Source organism: Rhodopila sp. (genome assembly GCF_965276935.1).
Classification (GTDB): domain Bacteria; phylum Pseudomonadota; class Alphaproteobacteria; order Acetobacterales; family Acetobacteraceae; genus Rhodopila.
The window spans coordinates 2,129,942-2,145,623 of the sequence record NZ_CBDIBS010000004.1; the positions used below are offsets into that span (position 1 = coordinate 2,129,942).

Annotated in this window: 14 protein-coding genes; 7 read left to right on the forward strand and 7 right to left on the reverse strand. The window is 63.3% G+C overall.

Annotated elements, in window-relative coordinates; all coding sequences use genetic code 11:
- Positions 1 to 324: 324 nt before the first annotated feature.
- On the forward strand, positions 325 to 1,116 hold the full coding sequence (locus ACQY4S_RS26275) for an enoyl-CoA hydratase/isomerase family protein (protein ID WP_428488119.1): 792 nt from the start codon (positions 325 to 327) through the stop codon (positions 1,114 to 1,116).
- A 123-nt stretch (positions 1,117 to 1,239) separates the two neighbouring features.
- Here the strand turns inward: ACQY4S_RS26275 and ACQY4S_RS26280 are convergent, their stop codons facing one another.
- Positions 1,240 to 2,799 carry a PLP-dependent aminotransferase family protein gene (locus ACQY4S_RS26280; RefSeq protein WP_428488120.1) on the reverse strand — a complete coding sequence of 520 codons (1,560 nt, stop codon included), beginning with the start codon at positions 2,797 to 2,799 and terminating at the stop codon, positions 1,240 to 1,242.
- A gap of 98 nt (positions 2,800 to 2,897) precedes the next feature.
- Here ACQY4S_RS26280 and ACQY4S_RS26285 point away from each other — a divergent pair, with 98 nt between their 5' ends.
- The 4 genes from ACQY4S_RS26285 (at position 2,898) to parC (ending at position 8,187) form a co-directional block, all read left to right on the forward strand.
- A complete protein-coding gene (locus tag ACQY4S_RS26285) occupies positions 2,898 to 3,638 on the forward strand; it encodes a pyridoxamine 5'-phosphate oxidase family protein (protein WP_428488121.1) in 741 nt (246 codons plus the stop codon).
- Positions 3,639 to 3,899: 261 nt separating this feature from the next.
- The gene (locus ACQY4S_RS26290) at positions 3,900 to 4,589 is read left to right on the forward strand and encodes a hypothetical protein (protein WP_428488122.1); all 690 of its coding nucleotides are present in this window, start codon (positions 3,900 to 3,902) and stop codon (positions 4,587 to 4,589) included.
- Positions 4,590 to 5,162: 573 nt separating this feature from the next.
- Positions 5,163 to 5,978, forward strand: coding sequence for a DNA repair protein RecO (recO, locus tag ACQY4S_RS26295; protein WP_428488123.1), 816 nt, complete (start codon positions 5,163 to 5,165; stop codon positions 5,976 to 5,978).
- A complete protein-coding gene (gene parC / locus ACQY4S_RS26300; RefSeq protein WP_428488124.1) occupies positions 5,968 to 8,187 on the forward strand; it encodes a DNA topoisomerase IV subunit A in 2,220 nt (739 codons plus the stop codon). The genes recO and parC overlap by 11 nt, the downstream gene beginning before the upstream one ends.
- Positions 8,188 to 8,270: 83 nt before the next feature.
- Here the strand turns inward: parC and ACQY4S_RS26305 are convergent, their stop codons facing one another.
- The 5 genes from ACQY4S_RS26305 to ACQY4S_RS26325 form a co-directional block, all read right to left on the reverse strand.
- Positions 8,271 to 10,085 carry a glycoside hydrolase family 15 protein gene (locus tag ACQY4S_RS26305; RefSeq protein WP_428488125.1) on the reverse strand — a complete coding sequence of 605 codons (1,815 nt, stop codon included), beginning with the start codon at positions 10,083 to 10,085 and terminating at the stop codon, positions 8,271 to 8,273.
- Positions 10,078 to 10,317: an SDR family oxidoreductase gene (locus tag ACQY4S_RS26310; protein WP_428488126.1), complete on the reverse strand. Its 240-nt coding sequence runs from the start codon at positions 10,315 to 10,317 to the stop codon at positions 10,078 to 10,080. Before ACQY4S_RS26310 ends, ACQY4S_RS26305 begins: the two co-directional genes overlap by 8 nt.
- 125 nt (positions 10,318 to 10,442) lie before the next feature.
- The gene (locus ACQY4S_RS26315; protein WP_428488127.1) at positions 10,443 to 10,613 is read right to left on the reverse strand and encodes a hypothetical protein; all 171 of its coding nucleotides are present in this window, start codon (positions 10,611 to 10,613) and stop codon (positions 10,443 to 10,445) included.
- A 338-nt stretch (positions 10,614 to 10,951) separates the two neighbouring features.
- A complete protein-coding gene (prpB, locus tag ACQY4S_RS26320; RefSeq protein ID WP_428488128.1) occupies positions 10,952 to 11,875 on the reverse strand; it encodes a methylisocitrate lyase in 924 nt (307 codons plus the stop codon).
- Positions 11,876 to 12,058: 183 nt separating this feature from the next.
- Positions 12,059 to 12,511, reverse strand: coding sequence for a monooxygenase family protein (locus tag ACQY4S_RS26325; RefSeq protein WP_428488129.1), 453 nt, complete (start codon positions 12,509 to 12,511; stop codon positions 12,059 to 12,061).
- Positions 12,512 to 12,559: 48 nt separating this feature from the next.
- Between ACQY4S_RS26325 and ACQY4S_RS26330 the strand changes: the two genes are divergently transcribed.
- Complete coding sequence (locus tag ACQY4S_RS26330) at positions 12,560 to 13,147, forward strand: TetR/AcrR family transcriptional regulator (protein ID WP_428488130.1); 588 nt, start codon at positions 12,560 to 12,562, stop codon at positions 13,145 to 13,147.
- A gap of 99 nt (positions 13,148 to 13,246) precedes the next feature.
- Here the strand turns inward: ACQY4S_RS26330 and ACQY4S_RS26335 are convergent, their stop codons facing one another.
- A complete protein-coding gene (locus ACQY4S_RS26335) occupies positions 13,247 to 13,993 on the reverse strand; it encodes a DsbA family protein (protein WP_428488131.1) in 747 nt (248 codons plus the stop codon).
- A 229-nt stretch (positions 13,994 to 14,222) separates the two neighbouring features.
- On the opposite strand from ACQY4S_RS26335, the gene ACQY4S_RS26340 reads away from it, so the two are divergent.
- The gene (locus tag ACQY4S_RS26340; RefSeq protein WP_428488132.1) at positions 14,223 to 15,671 is read left to right on the forward strand and encodes a gamma-glutamyltransferase; all 1,449 of its coding nucleotides are present in this window, start codon (positions 14,223 to 14,225) and stop codon (positions 15,669 to 15,671) included.
- The last annotated feature ends 11 nt before the right edge of the window (positions 15,672 to 15,682 follow it).

The window sequence follows — 15,682 nt, forward strand, 5'->3', positions numbered from 1 at the left end:
GCAAGCAAGGCAGTTCGCAGCACGAACCCCATCAGTGGCCGCGTATGGCTTGCCGAGTTCGTGTCATCGCGTTAGTGATTGTCCCTTGCGCGCCTTGAAATGCATCATGATTGATGGAGGCGGAATACCGTGATTTACGCTGACGCGTCCAAATCAAGTGGCGGATCGCCGGCCTCCGCCAACCGGATATGCCCGCGTCCAGACCTGCCGTATCAGCGGCTGTAGGTTGAGCATGCCCATGCCAGCAGTAATAGGCCGTCAGCGTGTCATACGTGATGTATGTCATACGCCACGTCGGCTGGTGCTGGATCGATCATCTAATCCATGACGTCATACGAGACACTGCTTACCGAAATTATCGGCGACCATCTGCTGAAGGTCACACTTAACCGGCCCGAGGTCGGCAACGCCAAGAACACGCGGATGGGGCAGGATCTGCTCGCGCTGTGGACCAGCCTGATCGACGATCCAGGGGACATACGCTGCATTATCTTGACTGGTGCGGGCGAAAGGATCTTCTGCGCCGGCGGCGATCTGAAGCAGCGCAAGGATCTGACGCCGAAGCAATGGCAGCACCAGCACGAGCTCTTCGAGCGTGGTCGCGATGCCCTGCTGGAATGCCCGGTGCCGGTGATCGCCGCGATCAATGGCCACGCCTACGCCGGCGGCCTGGAGACCGTGTTGGTCTGCGACTTCGCCTATGCCGTCAGCACCGCCCGCTTCGCGTTGACCGAAGTCACCATCGGCATCATGCCGGGTGGCGGCGGCACGCAAACCCTGTCTCGGGTCGTGGGGGAACGGCGGGCGAAGGAGATCATCCTGACCGGCAAGCCGTTCAGCGCTCGGCAGGCGCTGGACTGGGGCATTCTGAACCGGGTCTGCGAGCCTGGCACGCTGATGGACGAGGTACTGGAAACGGCGCGGACGATTTCGGACAACGCGCCGCTGTCGGTGCGGCAGGCCAAGAAGTCAATCCATCAGGGCCTGCAGATGGATCTCAGGCGCGGCCTGATGTTCGAGATTGAGGCCTACAACCGGCTGGTCGATACCGAGGACCGACGTGAAGGCGTGCTGGCGTTCAACGAGAAACGCAAGCCAATGTTCAAGGGGCGGTAATCGTAGCCAGCCCTAATGCGTGATCGCCTGAGGCTGATCCACTCAGAAGGCGTGAATCACGCGATCAAACAATAAGTTAAAGCGCGATTCGTGGTCAACCTAAACCAATCGCGCTTTAAGCCATCATCGAGATTGAGTGGCGCTGCAACGTTGCATTGGTCCTGGTTGGCTCTCCTGACGGTGCCCGCCAAGAACGTGTTGTAGCCTCATGATTGCAGGATCGATGTCCTCTTCTGGAGTTCCCGCATAGCCCAGCAGAAGGCCGTGTGTCTGCGGCGAACCACGGTAGCATCCCGATAGGGGCGAAACCCGCACAGAAGCTGCCGCCGCGGCGGCGGTCGTGGCCTGGTCGTTGAAAGCCGGTTCGAGATCGCGGTGAGGCCTGCCGATCAGGTGCATTCCGCCCGGGTCCGGAGCGATGTCGAGCAAGCCTGTGAGATGGCGCTCCGCCGAAGCAATCAGGGCTTGCTGACGGCTGGCATACAGCAGGCGCGTCCGTCGCAGGTGGGCCGCCAGATGATCGTCCGCGATGAACCGAGCCAGTGCACCCTGACCGAGCAGCGAGGCGGGGGTCGAGATTGCCTCCATGATCCTTTCAGTGATCTGAATGAGTGACGCAGGCAGAACGAGGAAGCTTAAACGCAGCGCCGGGAACAACAGCTTGGAGAAGCTTCCCAGGTAAGCCACCCGACCAGTTTGATCGAGTGCCCTCAGCGGCGCGAGAGGGCGCCCCGAATAGCGATATTCGCCATCAAAATCATCCTCGATGATCCAGCTCTTGGTCCGTTTAGCCCAGTTCAGCAAAGCCAGCCGGCGCTGCAAGGTCAGCACCGTCCCGAGCGGAAACTGGTGCGAGGGCGCGACGACAGCCAGATGCGCGTTTGGCGCCAGCGCCAGCGCCGCCTCGGGCGAGAAGCCGGCGTCATCGATCGGCACCGGCACCGCGCGTATCTCGGCCGCCGCCAAGGCCTCGTCCATTCCGGGATAGCCGGGTTCTTCGATCCATACAGCGTCTCCCGCCTCGAGAACGACACGAGCGAACAGTGAAACGCTCTGCCGAACGCCGGAGGTGACGACAACGGCCTCTGGCTCACAGGCAAAGCCGCGGGCTGCAGCCAGGTAGGACGCGATCGCCTCCCGCAGGCCAGGATGGCCGAATGGATGAGGCACTCCGGCAACTTGCCAGGCCGGCTTGCGCCACTCTTGCGCCAGTAGCTTCGCCCAAAGCGCAAATGGAAAGGCTAGGCGATCCGGCTGTCCAATCGGAAAGGCGATCAACGGGGCGCCAGCCGGACTCTGCATGACCGGCTTGTGACTGAGCAAGGCGCGGGTTCGCTTCGGCAGGATTGGCTCTCCCGCCACTACGCCATCCGGCTGGCCGACAACGCCTGGCGGTATGAGCATCTCGTCGGCCAGGTTCGTCGCGACCGAGATCCCAGACCCGGCCCGGGTAACCACGTAGCCCTCCGCGATCAGGTGATCGATCGCCGTCAGGACCGTGCCCCGGGCGCAGTTGAGTTCCATCGCCATCAGGCGTGATGACGGCAGCTTCGTACCCGCGGCAAGCCGACGTTCCAGGATCGCGCGGCGGATTTGTTCGCCGATCTGCTTGTGCAGAGGTGCCGACTGGCTGGCGTCCAGCACGATCCTTAAAGGCGGCGCCTTGCGGGCTCGTGTCGCCATAACTGGTCCATTCCTCTTTCCTGGAACTGGCTCTTTATCATGAACCTCATTGCGGTCACTGTGCGACCCGCAATCGCTTTCTCAGGACACCAGGGACCATGACACACGCCAGCATCTCGAACGAGAACGACGCTGCCAGATTTCCGATGACCACGGTCAACCGGGTGAAGCGCACGCCTGACCGAGGTCGCTACGACAAGAAGACGATCTATCAGATCCTCGACGCCGCGCTGCTCTGTCACATCGCTTACGTCATCGATGGCCGGCCGTACTGCACGCCCACCAGCTTCTGGCGGGAAGGCGACCATCTCTACTGGCACGGTTCTTCCGCAAGCCGGATGATCCGCACGCAGGCCCCGGGCGTCGAGGTATGCCTCACGGTCACCCACCTGGATGCGCTGGTCATGGCACGCTCTGGCTTTCATCACTCGGTCAACTATCGGGCCGTCATGGCCTTCGGACACGCCCACATCGTCCAGGACACCGACGAGAAGCTGCGGCTGATGGATAACTTCATCGACCGCGTCTATCCGGGCCGCTCCAAACTCATCCGTCAGCCGAATGCGCAGGAACTGAAGGCGACGTCGATGATGGGCATGGTGATCGAGACCGCATCGGGGAAGATCCGCGACAAGCACGTGGCGGACGACGAGGAGGACTACGAGACCGTACCGGCGTGGTCCGCGCTCTACCCCATCACCCAGATCCTGGGAATGCCCTCCGACTGCCCGCGCCAGCTTCCAGGGCTAACCCGTCCGGATGACATGGCCGACTTCGTGCCTGATGCTCGGCTTGACGAGGTTATGACCAAGACATACCGGCGGACCTTTGGGTCGTAGAGACGTTTGGATCGTGCTCGGCGTCAGGCTTCAGCGGAGGCCAATGATCGAGGTCGGCTCGGGTCGGAACCAGCTGGAGCCCCTAAAGTCTCAAGATTAAAGACGATACAAAATCGTGATACATGATCATACTTTGTCGGGCGAAGGTGCAAATTTTGTCCTTGCAGTCCTGTGACGGCACTTCTAACGTGACTATGGGCTAATGCCTACGCGGCAATTCCGAATTGGGAGCGGCGTTATAGTATAGTAAAGGATAGTAATATGGGTCGTAAGTGGGAAATAACTCAAAGTCAGTATGCTTGGAACTTTGAGCAGTGTGAAGAACTTCTTCTAATTGCTGGATATGAAGAAATAAAACCTTACATTCCATTTAATGAGAATTGGGTTGAGGAATTCGAAAACCACTTCTACCGCCATGGTAATGGCGTTGCTTTTCGATATGTAGACGAGGTTAATGCCGTCAGACGACGGCGGGCGCTGCCAAAACTCGAATTTCGGGAAACAGATGTCTTCGACTATGGGAAATCCACCAACAAATTAGTCAAATCCGAGCATCGCCAGCGCGTCAGAGCCGACTTACTCGCTGCTTCGGTCAATATTCGGTCACGCCTTGTGTCACAGGCGCTATCGGAAGCAAAGGCTTTGCCAGAGCCCCACCAGACGTTTGAGGAGTGGAAGGCGAACAGGCGGCGGTTCGCCAATGATGCCGAATTAAGTCGTGAGGAAGCGGCTCGTCGGTTCAGGGCGTTTGAGCAGGTGGATGGCTCAGTGTCCAGCCGGCAGCTGAACTTGGCCCCGGATCGTGCAGTCACGATGCTGAAATACGCCAGTAGCCCGGAGTTGCGGCAAGAAATTATTGGCAAACTGTCCCCAGACGGCGCCCTCGCCGCCGTTGAACAAGTCGACGATGCCGATCTTCGCGACGCCTTGATCCGCCATAGCCTGACGTAACGGCAGGCCGGGTCAGATGATGGCATGCTTACAGGTTTGTGACGGCGCGCCGCCAATCATGGCAATGCTGGGCTTGTCAACATAACGGCGCTCAGCTTGCCAGACCAACAACAGCACCTGTGACAAAAGCTAGCTCCCCCTCCACTGTCCTGGGGGGGAGCGCGGCTTATGCGCAGGACGCAGTAACTATAGTGCCCGAACTGATCAAGCCCTTTCGACACTAGTACTGCATTCGTGAATCGCTTCCTGTTGCGGGTACCAATTTCCTGCGTTCGCGAGCCAACTTAACGTCGCTGGAGCGTTTCGTAAAATCAATGTATTAGGACCGAGGTTCGGACTAATATGGAATTTAACGGGAATCTCGAAGATTCGACACTTGCTTGCGAGTAGTCATCGCTTGCAAGTGTACTCGGTCACTTCCATATCTCGGTGCATTAGTGCGGCATTAGAGGCAGCGCCAATTGATGCGCTGGTCGAAGCAGCGGGCCTACGCTTTCCAAAGCGACCGTCGGCGCCCTTGAACGCCCAGGACAAGGGCCTGGCATTTGCCGCGATGGACAAACTGGGGCAGCGATGGAATGGGAAGCGCCAACGATCGTGCTGGATGCTCGCCTGCACGGCGAAGGCGATGTGATCGCGACGGTGATGACCGAGGCGCACGGCCTGCACCGGGGTTTGGCACGTGGCGGAGGCTCGCGCGGCAAGGCGGCCACCTGGCAGGCGGGAAACCTGGTGCAGGCGCGGTGGACGGCGCGCCTGCCGGAGCAGCTTGGCAGCTTTACCGGTGAACTGATCCATTCCGGCGCGGCGCATGTCATGGATGACGCTTTGGCGCTGGTAATGCTGACATCGATCTGCGCCGTTGCCGAAGGCGCACTGCCGGAGCGGCAGCCGCATCCGCGCATTTTCAACGGGTTGCTGCGCCTGATCCCGCATCTGCCCTTTGGTGAGACGCAACTCACGAATGTCGTGCGCTGGGAGATGGTGGTACTGTCCGATCTTGGTTACGGCCTTGATCTGTCGGCCTGCGCGGTGACCCGCCAAACCGACGGATTGGCATTCGTGTCGCCGCGCACCGGGCGCGCCGTAACGCGGGAAGCGGCGGGGATATGGTCCAATCGGCTGCTGCCCTTGCCCGGCTTTCTGCTCGGCGCGGGCGATGGCGGAGCGGCTGGTTGGCGTGACGGATTGCGGCTGACCGGCCACTTTCTGGCTCGCGATGCCTTTGGACATCAGCATCGTCCCCTGCCACAGGCGCGACAGATGCTATACGACCGGGTCGCGGTCATGGCGGCCGCACAAGACCCCGCCGCGACGGCGGCACCGCAGATACCCGCCGCGACGGCGGCACACCATCCAGAGGAAGACGAGACCGACCATGCCGGATGATCTGATCGGCACCATTCAGGACACCCATCTGAAGGACGCGCTGTCCGAGCGCTATTTGGCCTATGCGCTGTCCACCATCATGTCGCGCTCCCTGCCGGATGTGCGCGATGGGCTGAAGCCGGTGCACCGCCGGCTGATCTACGCCATGCACCAGTTGCGGCTGGACCCGACCGCCGGCTTTAAGAAATGCGCCCGGGTCGTCGGCGACGTGATGGGCAAGTATCACCCGCATGGCGACGCCTCGATCTATGACGCCATGGTGCGCATGGCGCAGGAGTTCGCCGCCCGCTACCCATTGGTCGAGGGCCAGGGCAATTTCGGCAATATAGACGGCGATAACCCGGCGGCCATGCGCTACACCGAAGCTCGCCTGACCCTGGTCGCGCAGGCGATGCTGGCCGGCATCGACGAAGACACCGTGGATTTCCGCCCGACCTATGACGGTGAGGAATCCGAACCTGTCGTCCTGCCCGGCGCCTTTCCCAACCTGCTCGCCAACGGCGCGGCCGGCATCGCCGTCGGCATGGCGACATCGATCCCGCCGCACAACGCCGGCGAGACCTGCGCCGCCGCCATCCACCTGATCCATAATCCCGCCGCGACAACCGCCGATCTGCTGCGGCATATGCCCGGCCCGGATTTTCCCACCGGCGGCGTCCTGGTCGAGGACGCCGCCGCGATCCTCGCCGCCTACGAGACCGGCCGCGGCGGCTTCCGCCTGCGCGCCAAGTGGGAGGTCGAGAAGGGCAAGCACGGCACCTGGCAGGTTGTCGTCACCGAAATCCCCTATCAGGTGCAGAAGGCCAAGCTGATCGAGCAGATTGCCCAGCTCATGGAGGACAAGAAGCTGCTTCTCCTGGGCGACGTGCGCGACGAGAGCACCGACGTGGTCCGCCTGGTGCTGGAGCCGAAGACACGTGGCGCGGAACCCGAGGTCCTGATGGAAACGGTATTCCGCGCCACCGCGCTGGAAACCCGCTTCCCGCTGAACATGAACGTGCTGGACGCGACAAGAACGCCCAGGGTCATGGCGCTGCCGGAGGTTTTGCGCGCCTGGCTGGACCACCGCCAGCAGGTACTGGTCCGCCGCTCCAACCACCGGCTGGCGGCGATCGAACGACGGATCGAGGTGCTGGACGGCTACCTGATCGTCTATCTCAACCTGGACGAGGTGGTCCGCATCATCCGCGATCAGGAGCATCCCAAGCCGCGGCTGATGGACCGGTTCAGCCTGACCGACATCCAGGCCGAGGCCATCCTGAACATGCGGTTGCGCAGCCTGCGGCGGCTGGAGGAGATGGAGATCCGCAAGGAGCACAAGGCCCTGTCCAGGGAGCGCAAGGACCTGCAGACGCTGCTGGGGGACAAGAAGCGTCAGTGGGCCCGCATCGCCGAGGAAGTGGAGCAGACGCGGACGAAGTTCGGCTCCGGTCCGCTGGGCGACCGCCGCACCAGGCTGGGCACGCCGCCGCCGGTGGTGGATTTTGCCATGGATGCCTTCGTGGAACGCGAGGCGATCACTGTCATCCTGACGGAGAAGGGCTGGATCAGGGCGGTCAGGGGAGCGGTCGCCGATCCGGCGGACCTGAAGTTCAAGGAAGGCGACAAGCTGCGGCTGCTGCTGCCGTGCCAGACGACCGATCGCCTGACTCTGTTCGCGACCAACGGCAAGGCCTTTACCTTGAAGGCCGCCGATCTGCCGCGCGGCCGGGGTGATGGCCAGGCGGTACGGCTGCTGGCCGAACTGTCGAACGAGGACGCAGTGATCACGCTGCTCGTGGTGCAGGAGGGGATGAAGTACCTCGTCGCCTCCAACGCCGGCCGCGGCTTCATTGTGCCGGCTGCCGAACTGGCGGCGGAGCGGCGGACCGGCAAGCAGGTGCTCAATCTGAAGCCGAAGGAAGAGGCGGTGCTGTGCGTGCCGGCCGACGGCGACCATGTCGCGGTGATCGGCGAGAATCGCCGCCTGCTGGTCTTCCCGCTGGACCAGGTGCCGGAGATGGCGCGCGGGGCAGGCGTGATGCTGCAGCGCTACAAGGACGGTGGCCTGGCTGACATAAAGGTTTTCCGACTGGCCGACGGCCTGAGTTGGCGGCTGGGGGAAAGGGTTCGGACGGAAACAGATTTGCGTGCCTGGCTGGCGGAACGCGGTTCGACTGGACGTATGCCGCCAAACGGGTTTCCACGGGCGCCGAAATTCGGCGGATAACGGCAGTCACGGCAACAGCGCCAACATTGTTTGAAAAGGCGGCCGCGGCGACGGGCACAACCATAAGTCCGGGCGCTTTCCGGTCACCGTGAGCACGCGCGATCCACATAGTAGACCGCGCTGATCAACGCCAAATGGGTCAGCGCTTGTGGAAAATTGCCGAGTTGATGTGCCTGAACGTCAAACTCCTCGGCGTATAGGCCAACATGGTTCGCGTAACTCAACGTGCGTTCGAGTGTCGCCTGCGCCTCCGTAAGGCGCCCAGCACGTGCCAGACATTCGACGTACCAGAACGAGCACGCTGCGAAGGCGCCCTCACGGCCAGCGCGGCCGGCTGGCGTGCGAAAAACCAGCCCGTCGGCGGTCAGTGTCCTGGTGATCGCGTCCAGCGTTGCCAACCAGCGTGGATCATTGCCCGTCACGAAGCGCACCAGCGGCATCAGCAACAGGGCCCCATCGACCTCTCGCGAATCAGGTGTCTGGACAAAATGGCCGCAGGACTCGCTCCAGAATTTTGCCCAGATACTGTCGTGAATTTCGTTGCGGGTTTCTGACCAGCGGCCATACGGCGCCGGCAGCGAGCGCTTTGAAGCCATTCGTATGGCTCGATCGACGGCAACCCAGCACATCAGACGGGAATGCAGGAAATGCCGCGGTTCGCCGCGCACTTCCCAGATGCCGGCGTCCGGCTCGCGCCAGTGCTGGCAGACATACTCGACTGATCGTGAGATCCGCCGCCAGGCGTCGTAGCCGGGAGGTTCGCCGTATTTCGCATTGAGGTAGACGCTGTCGAGCAGCTCGCCATAGATGTCGAGCTGGATCTGTTCGGCGGCCAGGTTGCCGATGCGCACCGGGCGCGCGCCGCGATAGCCGGCGAGATGGTCCAATGCCCGCTCTTGCAGGTCGCTGCCGCCGTCGAGGCGGTACATGATGCGCAGGCTGCCGTCGTCGTCGCATCCGTTCGCACGAGCACCAACCCAGCGCATGAAATGAATGGCTTCCGCGGTGTGGCCGAGCCGCATGAAGGCGTAGACGCTGAACGAGGCGTCACGCAGCCAGGTCGCCCGATAATCCCAGTTCAGGGTCCCGCCGGGCTGTTCCGGCAGGCCGAATGTGGCGGCCGCGGCGATTGAACCATGTTCACGCGAGGTCAGCAGCTTCAGTACCAATGCCGAGCGGTTCATCTCGTTGCGCCAGCGGCCGCGATAGTCGGAACGGGCGGCCCAGCGTTGCCAGTAGGCGATGGTCGCCTCGATCGCCCGGTCCAGGGCGGCAAGCGGCAGCGCATTGCCGCCCTCCGCTACAGGCTCGTCGGCTTCCAGCAGGAAATCCGCCTGTTCGCCGGTGGAGAGGCTGAATTCGGCCGTTGCCTCGCCGGCGCCCGCGTCCAGCGCATGGGTACCAATTAATCGCAGCGCCGGGTCACCGGCGTTGCCGGAGAAGCGCACGCCATTCTCCATTTTGGTCACCGTGGCCTCTCGCAGGCCATAACCATAGCGTGGCGCGCAAGCGAGGCGCATGCGTACGGTGCCGCGCGTCGCACGAATGCGGCGGACAAGGCGTGGTGGATCGGGATCAAGCCCGTCGCTCACCACCATCAGGTCGAGTACCTCCACGCTCGCCTCTGGCGCCAGCCAGCGCGTCAACAGCACATTGCTGTCCGGCAGATAGATCTGCCGCGTTTCGGCCTCCGTCAGGTCCGGTGCCAGGCGAAAGGCGCCACCATGCACGGTGTCAAGCAACGCCGCGAACAGACTCGGGCTGTCGAGTTTTGGCCAGCAGAGGTAGTCGATCGTCGCATCGATCGCGACCAGGGCGATGGTCGAGAGATTGCCGATGACGCCGTGCTGCTCGATGCGGCGATGGGCGTCCACCGACGGCAGGAAACATCTACCCATCAGCGCGGAAGTCCGGATACGACATCATGCCGCCGTCGACGAAGGGGATGGTGGCCACCACGTGATCCGCCCCGTTCGAGGCCAGCCAAGCCGCGGCACGGCCGACGTCATCCATTTCACCAATGCGACGATACGGGATCAGCGTCGGCAGCCATTCGCCGGCTTTGCCTTCGGCGTCGAGCGATTGCAAGCCTGTTTCCGGCAGGAGACTGATCACAATCCTTATAGACATCAGTCGTCCGTATCGGCCGACAGCGCGATGTCCTTCTGTCGGCCAAAGATCGCCATCCGATCGGTGAGGGCCGCACGGATCCGAACCTAGACTAGCAGCCTCTTCTGCCCGCCCGGTCGCATCGGCTACTCGGCGGCTTGCGGCACGGCGCTGTATTTCTCGATCCACTCACGGCCAAGGCGGACCGCTTCGTCCGGGGTCAGCCATGACCAGTCGGCGCCACGGGCACGAAGCGCCACCCAAACGGTTTTGCCATGAACGTGCTCTTCGACCGCGAGGGAGGTTTGGTTCGCCATGATGAGGCCTTGTGCGTAATAAGGTTGTCTGTAGGGCCGCCGGGTTGAACAATATCACTTAAGTCTGGCCGCAAATCACCGTGGTTCCCACTAATGTGATTTGCATTGCGGTATTTTGCCTGAACGCCTAACCACGCTGCAATGGAAAACGCCTCATCCCAGCGTCGCAAATGTTGAATCCAGGTTCATGTGCAATAACGTGTTATTCCTGCAACAGAAACGTCCGATCCCGAATCGAATTGCGCAAATTCGTCGGCTTTCGTGGGACACCATCTTGCGCCGTCGGTCTTGATCAGGCGCTCGAGTCATGGCGCCTGAGCCGGGTATCTCTACCCGTTCTACCCGCTTTGCGGCATCGCCGTCGGGATGATCGTTGCCACAATGGACGCGTCCAGCGCCTCATAATCATGATAGCCGATCGTTGCATAAAGTTCGGCCCGGGTCTGCATGAAATCAACCATGTTCTGCGCTCCGCCATCCCGGCGGATTGCGGCATAAAGCCTTGCCTGCGCCTTGTTGGCGACGCGCAGGCTGCTGACCGGCCAGATCACCATCTTGTAGCCCATCGCCTCGAACTCGCCGGCGGTGAAGAATGGGGTGCGGCCAAATTCCGTCATGTTGGCCAGCAGCGGCACGCCCGGCAGGCGAACAGCGACTTCGCGGAACATGTCGGCCGTGGTCAGCGCCTCGGGAAAGATCGCATCGGCGCCGGCGTCCATGAACAGTTTGGCCCGCCCAACCGAGCCATCCAGACCCTCGCTGGCGGCGGCATCAGTGCGCGCGATGATGAACAGATGCCGGCGCGCCTTGCGGGCGGCGGCGATCTTGGCCGCCATGTCATGCGGGTCGGCCAGTTTCTTGTCGTTCAAGTGGCCGCATTTCTTCGGCAGAAGTTGATCCTCGATATGTACGGCAGCCGCGCCGGCATCCTCGAAACTGCGGATCATGTGCATGACGTTAAGTGCTTCACCATAGCCGGTGTCGCCGTCCACCAGCAGCGGCAGACCCGTAGCCCGGGCGATCTGGCGAACGAAAAAGCAGACCTCATCCACCGTGATCATGCCGAGGTCAGGGATGCCCATGGAAGCGGTCATCGCGGCGCCGGAAAGATAGAGCCCTTCGAAGCCGGCCGCCTTTGCCTGCAGTCCTGCCTGACCATTGTGCGCGCCGGGAAGCTGGACAATGCCGGGGCGGGCGAGCAGAGCGCGGAAGCGATCCCCGGCCAGACTCGCGGGAAGGTCATCGGCGACAAGGTAGGTCATGCGGTGCAGGCTCCGTTTTCCCGTGGGATAGCCGATGCAGGAAAGGAAGAACAGCTCAGGGCCTGCCCTGCCATGCCGCGGACCAGCCTGATCCGGTTTGGTGCGCCGGCGCGGCAGCCAGACCACATGTCGGCCAATCCGTTATAGCCGGGCGCCCGACTGCCAAGCGTCCGCCAATCCGCCTCAGGCCGCGAGCCGCTGGCGTGCGCGGGCGTAGTCGCCCTCGCGCGGACGGTTCGGCGCGAACCTGGCAAACCCGACCGTATCAGGCAAACCAAGATAAATTCCTTCCATTCCGCCTGACTTCCGGTAGGTCTCGTGCCAGAAGCCGGTGCCCTTCGGGTCGCGCAGGAACGCCGCCCACCAACCGTTATGCGGCGCGCTTCGGGTGAACTGCTCCAATGCCTCAAAATCCCGCCAGTATTGCCGAATGCCGACATGATCGAGCCGCCAGAGAAACAGCTCCTGGTGCAGCAGTCCGTCCAGTTTATCGCGGTCAAGCGCGGCGAGTGGCCTACCCAGTCCCAACACAGTACGGATACCGCGCAGCCGCGTCACCTTCATGCCGAGATACACGACCGTCAGATCAGGATATTGCGTGAGATCGACGGCGGTCACTTGTCCTTTGTAGGACATCGGGATACTCCAATGTTTACGGTGTAAACTTTAGTGCCAATGTAAGCAATGTCAACATCAAAGTACCATCACGGCAATCTTTATGCCGCGCTGATCGACTCCGGCCTCGCCCTGCTCCGGCGCGACGGTATCGACGCACTCAGCCTGCGCGGCGTCGCGCGGGAGGCAGGTGTGTCGCCGACCGCGCCCTATCGCCATTTCGCCGATAAGGAGGCGCTGCTTGCCGCGATAGCCGCGACCGGCTTCGCGCGGCTGGACGCCGCTTTGCGCGCCGCTGACGAGACTGCGTTCGGCGTCGCCGCGTTGCGTGCCCAGGGTGTGGCCTATGTCGGCTTTGCGGTTGCCGAACCGGCGCTGTTCCGTCTGATGTTCGGCCCATTGATATCAGCCACTGTCGATACCCCGGATCCTACGGCACTGCTGGACGAGGCGCAGGCCGCCTACGCCACCCTGCGCAGGCGGGTTGCTCGGCTGGTCGCCGACTCGCGCGTCGAGATCGCGTCTCTTGCCGCCTGGTCGATGGTGCATGGACTGGCGACCTTGCTAGTCGAGGGTCGGATCGATGCGTCCAATCCCGTTGCCCTGGCCGAGGCGATCACCGCTCAGTTCATTCTCGCCGCCAATGAGCGCCAATAATATTCAGGGCGCTCATGACCGCACCGCCCGCGCTTACGAACCGGATCAGCAAGCATCTGGATCATCAGGCGGGTGACGACAATCGTCTGGTTCATGCCGTCACCGCCGCGCCACCGCCACGGCCTTTTGCAGATCGTCCAGGTCGACCGCGCCAGGGATCAGGTCATTGCCGATCACCAGCGCGGGCGTTCCCTGGATGCCCAGCGTGTGGGCCAGTTTGATGTTCTCATCAATTCGCGCCTGCACCGACGGGTCTTCCATGTCGCGCGCCATCCTCGGCCAATCGAGGCCGAGCGTGCGGGCGGTTGCCTCAAGCTGGGGCAGGGTGGTGTCAGGTGGCAGCTTCATCACCGCCGCCCGCATCTTGTCGTAGCCACCCTGCTGCTGCGCCGCCATCAATGCCTTGCTGCCCAGCACGCTGGCGGGCCCCAGGATCGGCAGGTCCTTGTAAACCAGCCGCACCTTGCGATCCTGCTCCAGCAGTCGCGTCATCGTCGGCTCCATGCGGCGGCAATAGGGGCAGCGGGTATCGAAGAATTCGACGATCGTGACGTCGCCGTGCGGGTCCCCGGCCACCGGGTCGGACGGGGTCACCAGGGTATTGCGCGAATCGGCGATCGCTGCGCGGGCCGCCGCCTGTGATTTCTCACCGTCCTCCGCTTGCAACGCGACAACCGCGTCACGCAGGATCGACGGGTCCTGCTTCAGTGCATCCCGTATGATGGCAACGATCTCCGTCCGCTGGGCTGGCGTGAATGCGTCGGCCCAGGCGGCTGAATTACAGGCCGCGCCGTTATATAACAGGGCCAGAACGATCAGGCCGACGAGACGGAGTGGGCGTTGCATGGGCGGTCCTTTATCCTGCGCCGCGAGCATAGTCCCGAACCATGCCGCCACAGAAGCCCGCGTGTTGCGAACAGCCGGTTGCCGCTGATGGCGAAGGCGTTTATGGCACGGTGCTTCATCGACAGGACGCGGTCTCTTGGACTGGCGAGATGGACAGGACAACGGGATGCGTCGCGGCTTACTCAGGTTTTCCAGGCAGCGGGCGCCGCGATCCGTCCCCCGGCGGCCGATGCGGGCCCGCGCCGTACTTGCCTTGTTGGCCTTCCTGCCAAGCTGCTCCACCGTCAACAACGTCACTGAAGGTGTGCTGGGAACCAACGGTCCCCCGCAGGGCCAGCCCGGTTATATCGCCGGTTTTCTGGGCGGAGTCGTGGCGGATGAGCCGCGCGCGGTGCTGGCGGGGCGGGAGGTGCTGTCGTCCGGCGGCACCGCGGCTGATGCGGCGGTGGCCGTTGGTCTGACCCTGGCGGTTACCTTGCCATCGCGTGCCGGATTAGGCGGCGGCGGTGCGTGCCTGGCATTCTCCTCCGGTGCCAAATCCATCAACCACGGCGTACCGGAAGCGGTGATGTTCACGCCCATCGCCGCCGCCCAGCATGGCGCCGGCGCCACCGCCGGGAGCGGCCCCGGCGGGATCGATCGTCCGGCCGCCGTGCCAATGATGGCGCGAGGCCTGTTTTTGCTGCACGCCCGTTATGGCCTGCGCCCGCTCGAGAGCCTGGTGTCCGGCGCCGAACAGCTTGCCCGCTTTGGCGTGCCGGTGTCTCGCGCGCTGGTGAAGGACCTGTCGCTGGTCTCCGGCCCGTTGCTGGCCGATCCCGGCGCGCGGGCGGTGTTCAGCCATGATGGCGTGCCGCTCATTGAAGGCCAGACGCTGCAGCAGCCCGACCTGGGGTCAACCCTGGCACAGATGCGTGTGGCCGGTGTTGGCGACCTCTATCAAGGCGGACTGGCGCGCCGGATCGCGCAAGGGTCGGTTCTCGCCGGCGGTCCGATCACGCTTGACGATCTGCGTGCCGCGCTGCCAAAGCTCGCGGCACCGCTTGTTCGACCCTATCGTATCGACAAGGTGGCATTCCTGCCGCCGCCGGCGGATGGCGGGCTGGCCGCCGATGCCGCTTTCGGCGTGCTGGCCGAGGATCCGAATGATCTCGCCACTGCGGGTGCCCGCGCCCTGGCGGTCGCGGCCCGCTGGCGTGCCGGTGGCGTGACGCTGCAGGCCGCGCTGGCTGCCACCGACCTGCCTGCGGCTGGCCTGCCGGCGCTGCCCGCATCCACCACCTTCGCGACGCTCGACCGGTCGGGCAACGCCGTGGTCTGTGCCGTGACCATGGACAACCTGTTCGGCACCGGGCGGATCATTCCGGGCCTGGGGTTTCTGGCCGCCGCCTCGCCGGCGGCCGTGCCGCCGCCGCTGCTGGCTGCCGGCATGGTGTGGAACGACAACCTGAAGGCATTCCGTGCGGAGGCCGGCGGCTCTGGCCAGGCCGGCGCACCCTTGGCGGTCGCGGCCGCGCTGATCAACACGCTGCGAACACACCGGCCCATGAGCGTGCCGGTGCCTGATCCGGGCCGTGCCAACGTGATCGCCTGCGGCCGCTATCTGCCGGGCGAGAACAGCGAATGCGGTTGGGCAGCCGATCCGCGCGAAGCCGGCCTTGCATTCGGCGCGAACTAATCGGCTAAAGA

What these genes read in the sequence shown, in the direction of transcription:
- ACQY4S_RS26275 (WP_428488119.1), top strand. Translation starts at nt 325, where the DNA reads ATGACGTCATACGAGACACTGCTTACCGAAATTATCGGCGACCATCTG.
- ACQY4S_RS26280 (WP_428488120.1), bottom strand. Translation starts at nt 2,799, where the DNA reads ATGGCGACACGAGCCCGCAAGGCGCCGCCTTTAAGGATCGTGCTGGAC.
- ACQY4S_RS26285 (WP_428488121.1), top strand. Translation starts at nt 2,898, where the DNA reads ATGACACACGCCAGCATCTCGAACGAGAACGACGCTGCCAGATTTCCG.
- ACQY4S_RS26290 (WP_428488122.1), top strand. Translation starts at nt 3,900, where the DNA reads ATGGGTCGTAAGTGGGAAATAACTCAAAGTCAGTATGCTTGGAACTTT.
- recO (WP_428488123.1), top strand. Translation starts at nt 5,163, where the DNA reads ATGGAATGGGAAGCGCCAACGATCGTGCTGGATGCTCGCCTGCACGGC.
- parC (WP_428488124.1), top strand. Translation starts at nt 5,968, where the DNA reads ATGCCGGATGATCTGATCGGCACCATTCAGGACACCCATCTGAAGGAC.
- ACQY4S_RS26305 (WP_428488125.1), bottom strand. Translation starts at nt 10,085, where the DNA reads ATGGGTAGATGTTTCCTGCCGTCGGTGGACGCCCATCGCCGCATCGAG.
- ACQY4S_RS26310 (WP_428488126.1), bottom strand. Translation starts at nt 10,317, where the DNA reads ATGTCTATAAGGATTGTGATCAGTCTCCTGCCGGAAACAGGCTTGCAA.
- ACQY4S_RS26315 (WP_428488127.1), bottom strand. Translation starts at nt 10,613, where the DNA reads ATGGCGAACCAAACCTCCCTCGCGGTCGAAGAGCACGTTCATGGCAAA.
- prpB (WP_428488128.1), bottom strand. Translation starts at nt 11,875, where the DNA reads ATGACCTACCTTGTCGCCGATGACCTTCCCGCGAGTCTGGCCGGGGAT.
- ACQY4S_RS26325 (WP_428488129.1), bottom strand. Translation starts at nt 12,511, where the DNA reads ATGTCCTACAAAGGACAAGTGACCGCCGTCGATCTCACGCAATATCCT.
- ACQY4S_RS26330 (WP_428488130.1), top strand. Translation starts at nt 12,560, where the DNA reads ATGTCAACATCAAAGTACCATCACGGCAATCTTTATGCCGCGCTGATC.
- ACQY4S_RS26335 (WP_428488131.1), bottom strand. Translation starts at nt 13,993, where the DNA reads ATGCAACGCCCACTCCGTCTCGTCGGCCTGATCGTTCTGGCCCTGTTA.
- ACQY4S_RS26340 (WP_428488132.1), top strand. Translation starts at nt 14,223, where the DNA reads ATGCGGGCCCGCGCCGTACTTGCCTTGTTGGCCTTCCTGCCAAGCTGC.